13 protein-coding genes are annotated in these 12,417 nt (G+C 62.2%); 6 read left to right on the top strand and 7 right to left on the bottom strand.

The genetic code is table 11. The annotated features are described in order from the left end of the window. Positions 1–4: 4 nt before the first annotated feature. Positions 5–700 (top strand): thermonuclease family protein, encoded by a 696-nt coding sequence (locus ACZ9HU_RS12125; RefSeq protein WP_476105258.1) that lies wholly within the window; start codon positions 5–7, stop codon positions 698–700. 82 nt (positions 701–782) lie between these two features. Here the strand turns inward: ACZ9HU_RS12125 and ACZ9HU_RS12120 are convergent, their stop codons facing one another. The 4 genes from ACZ9HU_RS12120 to secB form a co-directional block, all read right to left on the bottom strand. Next, positions 783–1,496, bottom strand: a complete 714-nt coding sequence (locus tag ACZ9HU_RS12120; RefSeq protein WP_476105256.1) for a DUF4136 domain-containing protein — start codon at positions 1,494–1,496, stop codon at positions 783–785. A gap of 162 nt (positions 1,497–1,658) precedes the next feature. Then, positions 1,659–2,675 (bottom strand): tryptophan--tRNA ligase, encoded by a 1,017-nt coding sequence (gene trpS, locus ACZ9HU_RS12115; RefSeq protein ID WP_476105254.1) that lies wholly within the window; start codon positions 2,673–2,675, stop codon positions 1,659–1,661. A gap of 5 nt (positions 2,676–2,680) precedes the next feature. Continuing rightward, the gene (murJ, locus tag ACZ9HU_RS12110; RefSeq protein WP_476105252.1) at positions 2,681–4,258 is read right to left on the bottom strand and encodes a murein biosynthesis integral membrane protein MurJ; all 1,578 of its coding nucleotides are present in this window, start codon (positions 4,256–4,258) and stop codon (positions 2,681–2,683) included. Positions 4,259–4,330: 72 nt separating this feature from the next. Further along, on the bottom strand, positions 4,331–4,849 hold the full coding sequence (gene secB, locus ACZ9HU_RS12105; RefSeq protein WP_476105250.1) for a protein-export chaperone SecB: 519 nt from the start codon (positions 4,847–4,849) through the stop codon (positions 4,331–4,333). A gap of 250 nt (positions 4,850–5,099) precedes the next feature. Here secB and ACZ9HU_RS12100 point away from each other — a divergent pair, with 250 nt between their 5' ends. The 3 genes from ACZ9HU_RS12100 to ACZ9HU_RS12090 all read left to right on the top strand — a co-directional run bounded on the left by ACZ9HU_RS12100 (position 5,100) and on the right by ACZ9HU_RS12090 (position 7,684). After that, positions 5,100–5,771 (top strand): Tim44/TimA family putative adaptor protein, encoded by a 672-nt coding sequence (locus ACZ9HU_RS12100; RefSeq protein WP_476105248.1) that lies wholly within the window; start codon positions 5,100–5,102, stop codon positions 5,769–5,771. A gap of 78 nt (positions 5,772–5,849) precedes the next feature. Next, complete coding sequence (mltA, locus tag ACZ9HU_RS12095; protein ID WP_476105246.1) at positions 5,850–7,100, top strand: murein transglycosylase A; 1,251 nt, start codon at positions 5,850–5,852, stop codon at positions 7,098–7,100. Beyond that, the gene (locus tag ACZ9HU_RS12090; RefSeq protein ID WP_476105244.1) at positions 7,097–7,684 is read left to right on the top strand and encodes a Smr/MutS family protein; all 588 of its coding nucleotides are present in this window, start codon (positions 7,097–7,099) and stop codon (positions 7,682–7,684) included. Before mltA ends, ACZ9HU_RS12090 begins: the two co-directional genes overlap by 4 nt. A 245-nt stretch (positions 7,685–7,929) precedes the next feature. Here the strand turns inward: ACZ9HU_RS12090 and ahpF are convergent, their stop codons facing one another. The 3 genes from ahpF to aroC form a co-directional block, all read right to left on the bottom strand. Next, entirely contained in the window at positions 7,930–9,513 is a 1,584-nt protein-coding gene (gene ahpF / locus ACZ9HU_RS12085) for an alkyl hydroperoxide reductase subunit F (protein ID WP_476105241.1), read from the bottom strand. 187 nt (positions 9,514–9,700) lie between these two features. After that, positions 9,701–10,264 (bottom strand): alkyl hydroperoxide reductase subunit C, encoded by a 564-nt coding sequence (ahpC, locus tag ACZ9HU_RS12080; protein WP_168605044.1) that lies wholly within the window; start codon positions 10,262–10,264, stop codon positions 9,701–9,703. A 272-nt stretch (positions 10,265–10,536) separates the two neighbouring features. Further along, positions 10,537–11,619, bottom strand: coding sequence for a chorismate synthase (gene aroC, locus ACZ9HU_RS12075; protein ID WP_476105238.1), 1,083 nt, complete (start codon positions 11,617–11,619; stop codon positions 10,537–10,539). A gap of 60 nt (positions 11,620–11,679) precedes the next feature. Here aroC and ACZ9HU_RS12070 point away from each other — a divergent pair, with 60 nt between their 5' ends. Continuing rightward, positions 11,680–11,973, top strand: coding sequence for an antibiotic biosynthesis monooxygenase family protein (locus ACZ9HU_RS12070; RefSeq protein ID WP_476105236.1), 294 nt, complete (start codon positions 11,680–11,682; stop codon positions 11,971–11,973). An 88-nt stretch (positions 11,974–12,061) separates the two neighbouring features. Beyond that, positions 12,062–12,409: an arsenate reductase gene (locus ACZ9HU_RS12065; RefSeq protein WP_476105234.1), complete on the top strand. Its 348-nt coding sequence runs from the start codon at positions 12,062–12,064 to the stop codon at positions 12,407–12,409. The last annotated feature ends 8 nt before the right edge of the window (positions 12,410–12,417 follow it).

Here is a 12,417-nt window from a genome sequence, read left to right as displayed (position 1 = left end):
GGTGATGCGCAAGTTCTTGCTGGCGATGGTTCTGGCCTTTCCCGGCTTTGCCATGGCACAGCAAGTGACTGGCCCTGCGCGCGCGATTGATGGCGATTCGCTGGAAATGACAGGCTATCGCATTCGCCTGTTCGGCATTGATGCGCCAGAGGGCCGCCAGACCTGTCAGCGCGATGGCGCGTCATGGGAATGCGGCAAACAGGCTGCCAACCGCCTTGCCGAATTGGTTGCGGGCGCGCAGGTGCAATGCGAGGGTCGGGACGTTGACCGCTATCAACGGCTGGTGGCGGTTTGCCGGGCAGGCGGGCTGGATATTGGACGTGCCATGGTGGAATCAGGTTTGGCGATTGTCCTTCCCAATGGCGTAGACGATTACGGCGCGCTGGAGACCAATGTCCAAAAGGCGCGTTGGGGACTATGGGCGGGCGAGTTCGAGCGCCCGTCGCAATGGCGCGCGGCAAACAAGGTGGACGAGCCGGTCGTGAAAACGCCCCCGCTGCGCGCCGCGGCCTCCGCGCGTGAGGCGATCTATCGCAATTCTCTTGGTATCTGTTCGATCAAGGGAAATCACAGCTGGCACGGCGATTGGATCTATCATTTGCCCGGAACCAAGCATTATGCCGAAACCCGTGCAGAGGCTTTGTTTTGTACCGAAAGTCAGGCACAGGCAGCAGGCTATCGGCGGGCGCGTAACGACTGATTGGCCCAAAAGAGGTCCAGACACAAAATGGCCCGGTCTTCCTTTGGGGAAGCCGGGCCATTTTGTGTTGAGGTATCGCCGCTTATCGCGCCGGGCCCTTCACCGTGGTCTTTTCAGGGGCCACCGTGATGCGCAGGGTTTCGCCCGAATTGCCGGGGAAGCCGGTGAAGAAAGCTTCGACCAGATTGGGCACCAGCCAAGTCAGCTTGTTCGAGGAGGAGGCCGCCTCGGCCTTGCCTTCAAACACGCGCTTGTTGGCGGTCTTGTCGTCGATCTTCACGCTGATGCCGCTGGTGTAAACGGTATAGCTTTCAACGCCCTGATCGAACCAGGGGTCATACCAGCCATAGCCCCAGCCGCCCATGCCGCGACCATAGAAACCGCCGCCCCAGCCGCCGCCGTAAAATCCGCCCCGACGGAAGCCCGGCCCGTACCACGGACCCCAGAAGGGATCGCGCATGCCGGTCGAGCGGACATGGACGCGGCCCTTGTCGACGCCATAGGAAAAGCGGACGATCAGGTTGGCCGCATCCGGGTTGACCGACTCGGTATAGCCCTTCTTGGTCAGTTCGCCCGCGACCAGCTTGGCATATTGGCCAAATTCGATGCCGCCGGCCAGCGACGGGTCATCGGCCACAACCGCAAAGGTTTGACCCTGCGGCGCGGGAAGCTGGGATTGGAACCGGGTAACGCGCGTATCGAGCGATTCGGCACAGGCAGACAGGCCCAGAATCAGCAGGCCAGCCATGGCCCCCTTCATGCTGCGCGACAGCCATTGAGAATTAGCGCCACTCATTCGTTTTCTCCTCTGCATGCCGCTCTGGCCGACTATCCCTCCCCGGTTAGGGCGCAGCAGTGGTATGGTGTTGTGATGCTAGGCTGGCAAGGCTGAATATTGGTTGAATGGTGCAGGAAAAGCGACGGGCGCAAAGGGGGTTAGCCTTTGCGCCCGCAGATTTTATCGCACCAGACCCAATGCGTCATAGGTGGCCGCCAGCGTCGGGGCCGAGGCGGCGCGGGCCTTTTCCGCACCCTTGCGCAGGATGGCGTTCAATGCCTCACGGTCGCCGCGCAATTCATTGAAGCGCGCGTTGATGGGCGCCAGTTGCTCGACCAGCAATTCGCCCAGCGCAGGCTTGAACGAACCAAAGCCCTTGCCGCCGAAATCTGCCAGAATCTGCGCCACCGATTGGCCCGACATGGCCGAATAGATGCCCACCAGATTGCGCGCTTCGGGGCGGCCTTCCAGACCTTCGGCCTCGCTGGGCAGGGGTTCGGGGTCGGTCTTGGCCTTCTTGATCTTGCCCATGATGGCGTCGGCATCATCGGTCAGGTTGATGCGGCTCATGTCGCTGGGGTCGGACTTGCTCATCTTGTTCGTGCCATCGCGCAAGGACATGATGCGCGCGGCGGCGGGCGGGATGATCGGTTCGGGCAGGGTGAAGAGAGGCGCATCCTCGGCGCAGAAGTCATTGTTGAACTTCTGCGCGATGTCGCGGGCCAGTTCGAGATGCTGCTTCTGATCCTCGCCCACCGGGACGTGGGTGGCGTTATAGATCAGCACGTCGGCAGCCTGAAGCACGGGATAGGTGAAAAGCGCGACCGACTGGCCATCGCGGTTCTTGCCCGCCTTGTCCTTCCACTGGGTCATGCGGTTCAGCCAGCCCACGCGGGCCGTGCCATTGAGCAGCCATTGCAGTTCGGCATGGGCAGGCACCTGCGTCTGGTTGAACAGGGTCGATTTGTCCGGGTCCACCCCGCAGGCGACCAGCGCGGCGGTCATCTCACGCGTGTTCTCGCCCAAAGCCTTGGGATCATGCGGCATCGAAATCGCGTGGAGGTCGGCGAGGAAGTAGAAACATTCCCCGCCCTTGGCCGTCCACTCGTCCTGCATTGCCACCCAATTGCGGATCGCACCAAGGTAATTGCCAAGGTGGAGATTGCCGGTGGGCTGAATGCCAGAAACGATACGCATGTGTTTCACTTCTCTGCTGAAACGCGGCGACGCCGCAAAAGTTTAAGATCCTCGACGCCAAAGGCGCCCAGGGCAAAGCTGGCGAGGCCATAGACAAAAACCCCGCTGCCCACCAGCGCCCCCATGGCGACAAGGCGAACAAACCACGAGCCATGCGTATAGGGCATCAGCCATGGCTGGGCGATCCACAGGACAATCCCCATGGTCAGCGCGGCCACGCCAAGGCGCCATGCCCGGAAGCGCAATTGCGCGTCGATTTCGAAATGCCCCCGCTTGACCAGCGTGGAATAGAGCAACCAGACATTGACGGTGGAGGCAATCGCGGTGGCCAGCGGCGGCCCCATATGGCGCAGCGGCAGGATCAGGATCAGGTTGAGAGCAAGGTTCACCCCCATGCTGATCGTGGCGAAGCGCACCGGGGTCTTGGTGTCATGGCGGGCGTAATAGCCCGGCGTCAGCACCTTGACCAGAATATAGCTGGGCAGGCCGATGGAGAAGGCGGCCAAAGCCTGCGCCGTATTGGCCGTGTCGAGCGCGGTATAGCGGCCATAGCCGAACAGCGCGGCGGCAATCGGTTCGCCGCAGAACACCAGGCCGACCGTCGCGGGCAGGGTCAGCAGCAGGGCGATTTCCATGCCCCGGTTCTGCGTCTCCATCGCGCCCGCCTGATCGCCCGCGCCCAGCAAGCGGCTGATCGTGGGCAGCAGGACCGTGCCCAGCGCAATGCCAATCAGGCCCAGCGGCAACTGGTTCAGCCGGTCGGCCATATATATATACGTCACGCTGCCATGGTCCAGCAGGCTGGCGGCAAGAGCGGTCGAGATGACAAGGTTGATCTGCACCGCGCCCGCGCCGGCGGCCGCCGGCCAGATCAGCGCGAGGAGGCGTTTGACCTCTGGCGTGAAGCGCGGCAGGTGGGGGCGCAGCGACACGCCATTGCGCCACGCCGCATGGGCCAGCCACGCCAGTTGCAGCGCGCCCGATACCGTGACCGCCAGCGCCTGATTGCGCGCGGTTTCAAACGGATCGGAGGCATGGAAAAACAGCAGCGCAAAGATCAGCGTCAGGTTCAGCAGGATTGGCGCGGCCGCATTGACCCAGAACTGGTTGAGCGAATTAAGGATTCCGCCCAGCAAGGACACCAGCGAGATCAGCATCAGATAGGGAATCGTCAGGCGCGACAATTTGACCGCAAAGGCAAACTGGTCCGGCGATGCGCCGTTGAACTGCCCCGACAGCGCCCATGTCACCGGCCATGCAAAGATCTCCAGCAGGATCGTCATCACGATCAGCACCGGCAGCAGGACCGAGAGCGCGGCCTCGGCAAAGGCGATGCCATCGGGTAATCCGCGACCCTTGGAATCGGCGACCTTCTGATTGAACATCGGCACAAAGGCGCTGGCAAAGGCGCCTTCGGCAAACAGTGCGCGGAACATGTTGGGCAGGCGGAAGGCCACCAGAAAGGCGTCCGAGGCAAAGCCTGCGCCCACCATGCGCGCAAAAAGCGAATCGCGCACCAGACCCAGCACGCGGCTGAGCAGAGTGAGGCCGCCGATCGTCCCCGTGGCTTTAAGAAGGTTCATCGGATGGGCGGTCTTACATTTGGCATAAAGAAATTGGCCCGGCCCTTTGGCGTCAAAGGGCCGGGCAGGCAATCAGGCGTGGCCGGCGGGCTCATCGCTGGCCGAGGGGCCCTGCTGGGCTTCGGCCTGCGCGGCGAGCTGCTGGATATACAGGCCATTGAAATCAATGGGTTCCAGCATGACAGGGGTAAAGCCTGCATCGCGCGTGGCGTCGGCAATGACGCGGCGGGCAAACGGGAAGAGGATGCGCGGCGCTTCGGCAAACATGAAGGCGTGCATCTGGGCTTCTTCCAGATTGCGCATGCCGATCAGGCCCGCATAGGTCAGGTCGACAATATAGGCGACACCCGCTTCGCTGCGGGCGTTGATCTGGATCTTCAGCTCGACCTCATGCACTTCGCCTTCGATGGCGCGGGCCTGAATGTTGAACTGGATGTCGAGCTGGGGCGAATCCTGCCACGAAAAGCTTTCGGGCGCATTCGGGTTTTCGACCGACAAATCCTTCACATATTGCGAAATAACGCCCGCGCTGGGGGCGGTGTCTTCGCCATCAAGACGAAGCGAGGAAGTGACGGTGCCATCATCGGCCATCTTTGATACTTTCCAAATGTGGCCCGAACGCGCGGGCGCTTGTTTGTGGTCAAGGTTTGGGTTGAGCGCCTAGCATCACGGCCCGCGCCACACAAGGACAGGCGCAGTCTTGGGTGTTTGCGACTTCTGCGCCGCAGTGCGGCAATTTTTTATGCTTCTAATCCCCATCCATGCGTTGTTCATTTGTCAATCGTCACTATGTAAGGCACTATCAAGGGTGAAGCCTGCATGTCGCGGGACTCACCAAGAGGTGAAAGCAAACGAAGTGACCGTTTCGATCGTCATCCTGGCCATGATCGCTGCCTTTCTGGGCATGCGCCTCTATTCGGTGCTGGGGCGCCGCGCCGAACATGGCGAGGAACCGGTGCAAAGCCGTCTGGACGCCCAGGCTGCGGCTGCACCTGCCGCTCTTCTGCCTGAACGCGCTGTTGCCGGCGGTGCCCGTCCGCGTGAACTGGGCGCTGTGCTTCCCGGCGTAGAACGCGGCCTGCGTGAGATCATTTCGGTCGACCGTCGCTTTGACCCTGTGACCTTTGTCGATGGCGCCCGTTCGGCCTATCGCATGGTGCTCGAAGCGTTCTGGCGCGGGGATCGCGCTGAACTCTCGCATCTGTGCGATGCCGAAGTCGCGCGCAGCTTTATCGACGCCATCGATGCCCGCGAGGCGGCTGGCGAAACTTTCAACAACAGCCTTGTCCGTATCGAAGAAACGCAGGTTGTCGGCGCCAGTTACAATGCCCCCTTTGCCCGCGTGTCGATCCGCTTTGTTGCCGATGTCGCCGCCGTCACCCGCGACCGCGATGGCAAGGTGATTGCCGGTTCGCTCAATGACGCGGTCGAGGTGCGCGATGTCTGGACATTCCGTCGCGATATAAACTCGGCCGATCCCGATTGGCTTCTCGAAGAAACAGACGAAGGCTAAGACCTTCGAGCGGGGCGACGCAAGGAGCGTTCGCCCCGTTTGCTTTCTGATGAAAGCGTTTTGGTGATTCTGGTGGGGATGGCTATGAATTTGAAGCAGTCGCGATTGGGCGCGGCGCTTGTGGGTCTGCTCTTGCTTGAGGCTTGCGCCCGCGTCATTCCCGGCCCCCGGCCTCCTGTTCATCGCCCGCCGCCACCGCGTCCGGCACCATCCACGCCCGTTCAACCGCCCAAGCCGGTGGTCACGGCAATCAACCTCGGCGTGCGTCCGGGGCCAAGTCTGTCCTCTTACCGGATCACCGAATCCGGGGCGCAGATGGCGCTCTATTCCTTCCGGGAAAGCTGTCCGCGCATGTTGGCCCGCACAGACACCAGCGGCCTGACCGTGCGCAGCGATTGGCAGAATGTCTGTGCCGCGGCGGCCACATGGCCTGTGGGTGATGCTCTGCGCTTCTTCGAAACACGATTTGAACTGGCCCGCGTGGGCGAGGGGACAACCTATGTCACTGGTTATTACGAGCCGGAAATTTCGGGCAGCCGCACCCACTTGCCCGGCTTTGACGTGCCGGTCTATGGCGTCCCTCGCGATCTGATCCACGCGCGTCTTGGCGACGCGCCGGTTAAGCCCAATGGCCAGACGCCCTTTGGCCGCTATGACGAAAATGGCCAGTTCGTGCCCTATTACGAACGCGGCGAAATCGAGGATGGAAAGCTGCTGGGCAAGGGGCTGGAGATTGCCTGGGCGGCTGATCCGGTCGAATTCTTCTTTCTTCAGATTCAGGGTTCGGGCCGCCTGCGCGCGCCCGACGGCACGGTCATGCGCATTGGCTATGCCGCCGACAATGGCCAGAACTATACCGGCATCGGCACGGTGATGCGCCAGCAGGGGCTGTTGGGCAACGGCCCCGGCCAATATGCCGGATCGATGCAGGGCATCATGCAATATATCCGCGAACATCCGCAGGATGGCATGTCGCTGATGCGGCAAAACAAGAGCTGGGTGTTTTTCCGCGAGTTGACCGGTGACGGACCGATTGGCGCGATGGGCGTGCCGGTACGCCCGCATGTCAGCGTGGCCGCTGATCCGCTGTTTACGCCGCTGGGCGCGCCGGTGCTGATCGCGGCTGATCCATCGTTGGCCAATGCCAGCAAGGTCAACGGCCTGTGGATTGCGCAGGATACGGGCGGCGCCATCAAGGGCGCGAATCGCTTCGACAGTTTCTGGGGGGCGGGCGATGAGGCGCGTCGGATCGCGGGCGGAATGCTGGCGCGCGGCAACGCCTTTATCCTGTTGCCCAAGGGAACGCTGGCGCGGCTTGGCGTAAAATGAAGGCGCCCTTTGCGCTGCGCGGCGGGCGTCGGCTGACGCCGGAGGAAGAAGAATTGTGGCGCCGCGTGGCCGATACGATCGAGCCATTAGAGCCGCGCCGCAAGGTTGAACCGAACATTCCGCCGCCGCCTGTGGCTCAGACCCCGTTGTCGCCGCCCAAGCGGATCAAGGGCCGCGTGCCGCCGCCTTTGCCCCCGCCCGCTCCGCCGCCTGCGCCCACGCGCCCGCTGGATCGCCACGGGCTGGATGGCGGCTGGGACAAACGCCTTGGCAAGGGGCAGGTGGTGCCCGATTTCACGCTCGACCTCCACGGCGCCAATCTGGAAGGTGCCTATCAGCGGCTGGACCATGGTTTGGCGCTGGCGCTGGCCCAGGGGGCGCGGGTGGTGCTGCTGATCACGGGGCGCGCTCGTCCTGCGCCCGGTCCGGCGGATCGCGGGTCGCATCGTGGCGTGATCCGGGCCAAGTTCCTTGACTGGTTGGTGCATGGTTCGCATGCCTCGCGCATCGCGGCGGTTCGTGCGGCGCATCCTCGGCATGGCGGGGCGGGGGCGGTTTATATTATCCTGAAGCGGGGGAAGTAAGTTTTGCCTCCGGCGGGTTAAGGGCGGGGGCCCTTAACAATCCCTGGAATGGGGTGGCGCTTGGTGGGCAGCGTGGTGCTTTTGGGGAATAAAGCCTGCGGCGCGCTGATGGTGCGCTGATTGGCGCCGCAGGCTTTCAATTTCAAACATCGCGTCCTGTACCCAAGGCCGAACCCTGCGCACAACGATGACATTATCGGGATTGTTAAGGGCCCCCGCCCTTAACCCGCCGGAGGCATAAAACCTCAGGCAACCCCTTCCAATACCGCCACCGGCGTGCGGATCAGATAGTCAAACGCCGACAGCCCGGCCGTTGCCCCCGCACCCATCGCGATGATGATCTGCTTATAGGGCACGGTGGTGCAATCGCCCGCGGCAAAGACACCCGGAACGCTGGTTGCGCCCTTGGCGTCGATTTCGATTTCACCGCGCGGCGACAGGGCAAGCGCGCCCTTGAGCCATTCGGTGTTGGGCACCAGACCGATCTGGACGAAGATGCCTTCCAACTCGATATGGTGGACCTCGTCGGTGTTGCGATCCTTGTACGTCAGGCCGTTCACCTTGGCCCCGTCACCAGTCACCTCGGTGCTGAGCGCGCTGGTGATGATCGTGACGTTTGGCAGGCTGCGCAGCTTGTCCTGAAGCACGGCGTCGGCGCGCATCGCGCTGTCGAACTCGACCAGCGTGACGTGGGAGACGATGCCGGCCAGGTCGATGGCCGCCTCGACGCCCGAATTGCCGCCGCCGATCACCGCCACGCGCTTGCCCTTGAACAGCGGGCCGTCGCAGTGCGGGCAATAGGCCACGCCCTTGTTGGCATATTCCTTTTCGCCCGGCACATTCATGTTGCGCCAGCGCGCGCCGGTGGACAGCACGATAGAGCGCGCCTTGAGCGAAGCACCATTGGCCAGCACGATCTCATGATAGCCGCCCTCACGCTCGGCCGGGATCAGCTTTTCAGCCGTGGCGAGGTTCATGATGTCGACCTCATAATCCTTCACATGGCTTTCCAATGCCGCGGCCAGCTTGGGGCCTTCGGTATGCGAAACCGAGATGAAGTTTTCGATGCCCAGCGTGTCCAGCACTTGCCCGCCGAAACGCTGTGCGGCGACGCCCGTGCGGATACCCTTGCGCGCCGTATAGATGGCCGCCGCAGCGCCAGCAGGGCCACCGCCCACGACCAGCACTTCGAAAGGTTCCTTGGCGCTGATGGCCGCCGCCGCCTTGGCTTCGGCGCCTTCGTCCAGATCGGCGACGATTTCCTCCAGCGTCTTCTTGCCCGACAGCCACATCTTGCCGTCCTTGAACACGGCGGGCACCGCCATCACGCCGCGCTCATCGACTTCGGCCTGATAGGTGCCGCCCTCGATCAGGGTCGCGGAAAAGCGCGGGTTCTTCAGCGCGATCAGCGTCAGCGCCTGAACCACATCGGGGCAATTGTGGCAGGTGAGCGAGAAATACATCTCGAAATTGTGGGTGCTGGTCAGGCTTGTTACCTGATCCAGCACCTCTTGCGACACCTTGGGCGGGTGGCCGCCGGCCCACAGCAATGCCAAGACCAGCGAAGTAAACTCGTGCCCCATCGGCAGACCGGCAAAGCGGACGCGATCATGCGCATTGGCAACGGGGCTGATGGTGAAGGAGGGGACGCGCGCATTGGTGCCATCGTAACGCGCCGTAACCTTGTCGGAGAGCGCGGCGATGGCCTCGATCAATTCGCGGGTCTGGGCCGATTTCGCATCATCGCCAAGGCTGGCGACAAGCTCAATCGGTTCACGCAGCATGGCGAGATATTGTTTGAGTTGGGCGGACAGGTTGGCGTCGAGCATCGGATGATCCTTCGGATTGGTATTCGCAACCGGGCGGGCCGTAACGTCCTGTGACGATAAGGCGGGGCAAAGGTTACGCTATTTCAGATATACCGGCAAAGTGGGCGCGGCGCTGGAAGTGCGGAATTGCGCGAAATGGGCCGGTGGGGTGCAGGGGAGGGCAAGCCCCCCCTGCGGCATTTCAAAATCAGATCTTGCCGACCAGATCGATCGAGGGAGCCAGCGTTTCGGCGCCTTCTTCCCACTTGGCGGGGCAAACCTGACCGGGGTGTTCCTGCCAGTACTTGGCGGCCTTGATCTTGCGGACCAGTTCGGCAGCGTTGCGGCCCACGCCTTCGGGGGTCACTTCGACCAGCTGCACCACGCCTTCGGGATCGGTCACGAAGGTGCCGCGGTCGGCCAGGCCCACGCCTTCGCGCAGGTTGTTGAACTGCTTGGTCAGGTCATGGTTCTGATCGCCAACCAGGAAATATTCGATCTTGCCGATGGCGGGCGAGGTGTCGGCCCAGGCCTTGTGGCTGAAGTGGGTGTCGGTCGACACGCCGTACACTTCGACGCCCATGGCCTTGAGGTTGGCATATTCGTTCTGGAGGTCTTCCAGTTCGGTCGGGCACACAAAGGTGAAGTCGGCCGGATAGAAGAAGAACACCGACCACTTGCCCTTGATGTCGGCGTCGGTCACGTCGACGAAAGCGCCGGCCTTATAGGCGGTGGCGGTGAAGGGTTGGATCGAATAGCCGATAAGCGACATGGGATAAGCTCCGTAGTTTGCTTTGGTGTTTAAACCGGGGTGTTGAACTCTTGAGGCAGGAGATAGGCACTCATTGCGCAAATGCGAAGTGCGGATTCCCGATTAATCACATTGGCTTTAGTGATAAGTGGGGGGTGATCGGTCGATTTTGATCGTTTTTGTCGATCACGGCGTTCCCGTCATGGATGCGGCCCATGACAAAGGCCCCGGCCCGTGGAAGGGGCCGAGGCTAAACCAAGGCAAGCTTGGAAATTGTCATGGCAATTTGCGGTTTACCCGCGCGAAAAAGGCGCCGTCCCGCGATCCATCAGCTTTTGATCGGCCAGCACCAGCGCCATCATCGCTTCGACCACTGGCACGCCGCGAATGCCCACGCAAGGGTCGTGGCGGCCCTTGGTGCGGATTTCGCTGGCTTCACCTTCACGCGTGATGGTGGGGACAGAGATCAGGATCGAGGAGGTCGGCTTGAAGGCCACGCGCACCACGACCGGCTGGCCCGTGGAAATGCCGCCTGCGATGCCGCCTGCGTGGTTGGCCTCGAACACCGGCCGCCCGTCGGGGCCGGGGCGCATCGGGTCGGCGTTCTGTTCGCCGCGCAGCGTGGCGGCGGCAAAGCCATCGCCGACTTCCACGCCCTTGACCGCATTGATGCTCATCATCGCGGCGGCCAGTTCAGAGTCGAGCTTGGCATACAGCGGCGCGCCCCAACCGGCGGGCACGCCATAGGCGATGCATTCGACCACCGCGCCGATCGACGAACCATCAAGGCGCGCCTGATCCACAATCGCTTCCCACCGCTTGGCGGCTTCGGCGTCGGGGCAGAAGAAGGGGTTCTGGCGGATCTGTTCAACGTCGAAATTGGCCATGTCGATGCGGTCATCGCCAATCTGGCTGACATAACCGACGATGGTCACTTCCGGGATCACCAGACGCGCCACGCCGCCCGCCGCCACGCGCGCGGCGGTTTCGCGCGCGCTGGAACGCCCGCCGCCGCGATAGTCGCGGAAACCATATTTGGCGTCATAGGCGTAATCGGCATGGCCGGGGCGATAGGATTTGGCGACCTCGGAATAGTCCTTGGAGCGCTGATCGGTGTTTTCGATCATCAGGCTGATCGGCGTGCCGGTCGTCTTGCCTTCGAACACGCCGGACAGGATCTTGACCTGATCGGGTTCGTTGCGCTGGGTGGTGAACTTGCTTTGCCCCGGACGGCGCGCGTCCAGAAAGGGCTGGATCATGCTTTCATCAATCGCCAGCCCGGCCGGGCAGCCATCGACAACAGCGCCAAGCGCCGGCCCGTGACTTTCGCCCCAGGTGGTGAATCGGAAAAGACGACCAAAGGTGTTCCAGCTCATAGGCGCGCTCTTTGGCGATTGTGGGGGCAAAAGTCCACTGTTAGGGTTTGTGGCATGTATATGAACGTCTTTCGCAGCCGCAAGCGGGCTGATTATGATGCCGCCGCCTATGCCGCCGATGCGGCGCGCATGAGCGAACTGGCACAGGCGCAGCCCGGCTTTGTCGATTACAAAAGCTTTGCCGCGCCCGATGGCGAAACGGTGACAATCTCGGTCTGGGAAAGCGTCGAGGCGGCCCGCGCATGGGGTCGCCACCCCGAACACCGCGAGGCACAGGCACGCGGGCGCGACCAGTATTACGAGCAATTCACCATGTATGCCTGTGACGATGCGCGGATGCGGGTGTTTCCTTGAGCCGCAGGCCGTAATTCGCGGTTATAGGGGGTGACAGTGTTGTCGCTTCGTCTATGGGGGCCTTTAACTTCCGGAATTAGGATATCCCATGACCATCACCCTCTACGGCATCGCCAATTGCGACACGGTCGCCAAAGCTCGCAAATGGCTGGAGGGTAATGGCTATAACTATACCTTCTTTGATTACAAAAAGGGCGGCGCGGATGCGGGCAAGCTGGCTGGCTGGATCGCCACGGCGGGGCTGGACAAGGTGCTGAATAAAGCGGGCACTACGTTCAAGAAACTGCCCGAAGCCACCCGCTCGATGATGGATGAAAGCCTTGCCATCGCGTTGATGGTGGAACAACCATCGATGATCAAGCGCCCGATCGTGGAACATGATGGCGGCCTGCTGGTCGGTTTCAAGGCCAGCGAATGGGAAACCGCCCTGCGTTAAAGGCAATG

The organism is Novosphingobium sp. Sphag1I (assembly GCF_056279125.1).
Note: the sequence above shows the minus strand (reverse complement) of the source record. Positions and strands in the feature narration are given on the sequence as shown.

Coding starts and splice junctions, on each gene's coding strand:
- ACZ9HU_RS12125 (WP_476105258.1), top strand. CDS start 5: ATGCGCAAGTTCTTGCTGGCGATGGTTCTGGCCTTTCCCGGCTTTGCC.
- ACZ9HU_RS12120 (WP_476105256.1), bottom strand. CDS start 1,496: ATGAGTGGCGCTAATTCTCAATGGCTGTCGCGCAGCATGAAGGGGGCC.
- trpS (WP_476105254.1), bottom strand. CDS start 2,675: ATGCGTATCGTTTCTGGCATTCAGCCCACCGGCAATCTCCACCTTGGC.
- murJ (WP_476105252.1), bottom strand. CDS start 4,258: ATGAACCTTCTTAAAGCCACGGGGACGATCGGCGGCCTCACTCTGCTC.
- secB (WP_476105250.1), bottom strand. CDS start 4,849: ATGGCCGATGATGGCACCGTCACTTCCTCGCTTCGTCTTGATGGCGAA.
- mltA (WP_476105246.1), top strand. CDS start 5,850: ATGGCTATGAATTTGAAGCAGTCGCGATTGGGCGCGGCGCTTGTGGGT.
- ACZ9HU_RS12090 (WP_476105244.1), top strand. CDS start 7,097: ATGAAGGCGCCCTTTGCGCTGCGCGGCGGGCGTCGGCTGACGCCGGAG.
- ahpF (WP_476105241.1), bottom strand. CDS start 9,513: ATGCTCGACGCCAACCTGTCCGCCCAACTCAAACAATATCTCGCCATG.
- ahpC (WP_168605044.1), bottom strand. CDS start 10,264: ATGTCGCTTATCGGCTATTCGATCCAACCCTTCACCGCCACCGCCTAT.
- aroC (WP_476105238.1), bottom strand. CDS start 11,619: ATGAGCTGGAACACCTTTGGTCGTCTTTTCCGATTCACCACCTGGGGC.
- ACZ9HU_RS12070 (WP_476105236.1), top strand. CDS start 11,680: ATGAACGTCTTTCGCAGCCGCAAGCGGGCTGATTATGATGCCGCCGCC.
- ACZ9HU_RS12065 (WP_476105234.1), top strand. CDS start 12,062: ATGACCATCACCCTCTACGGCATCGCCAATTGCGACACGGTCGCCAAA.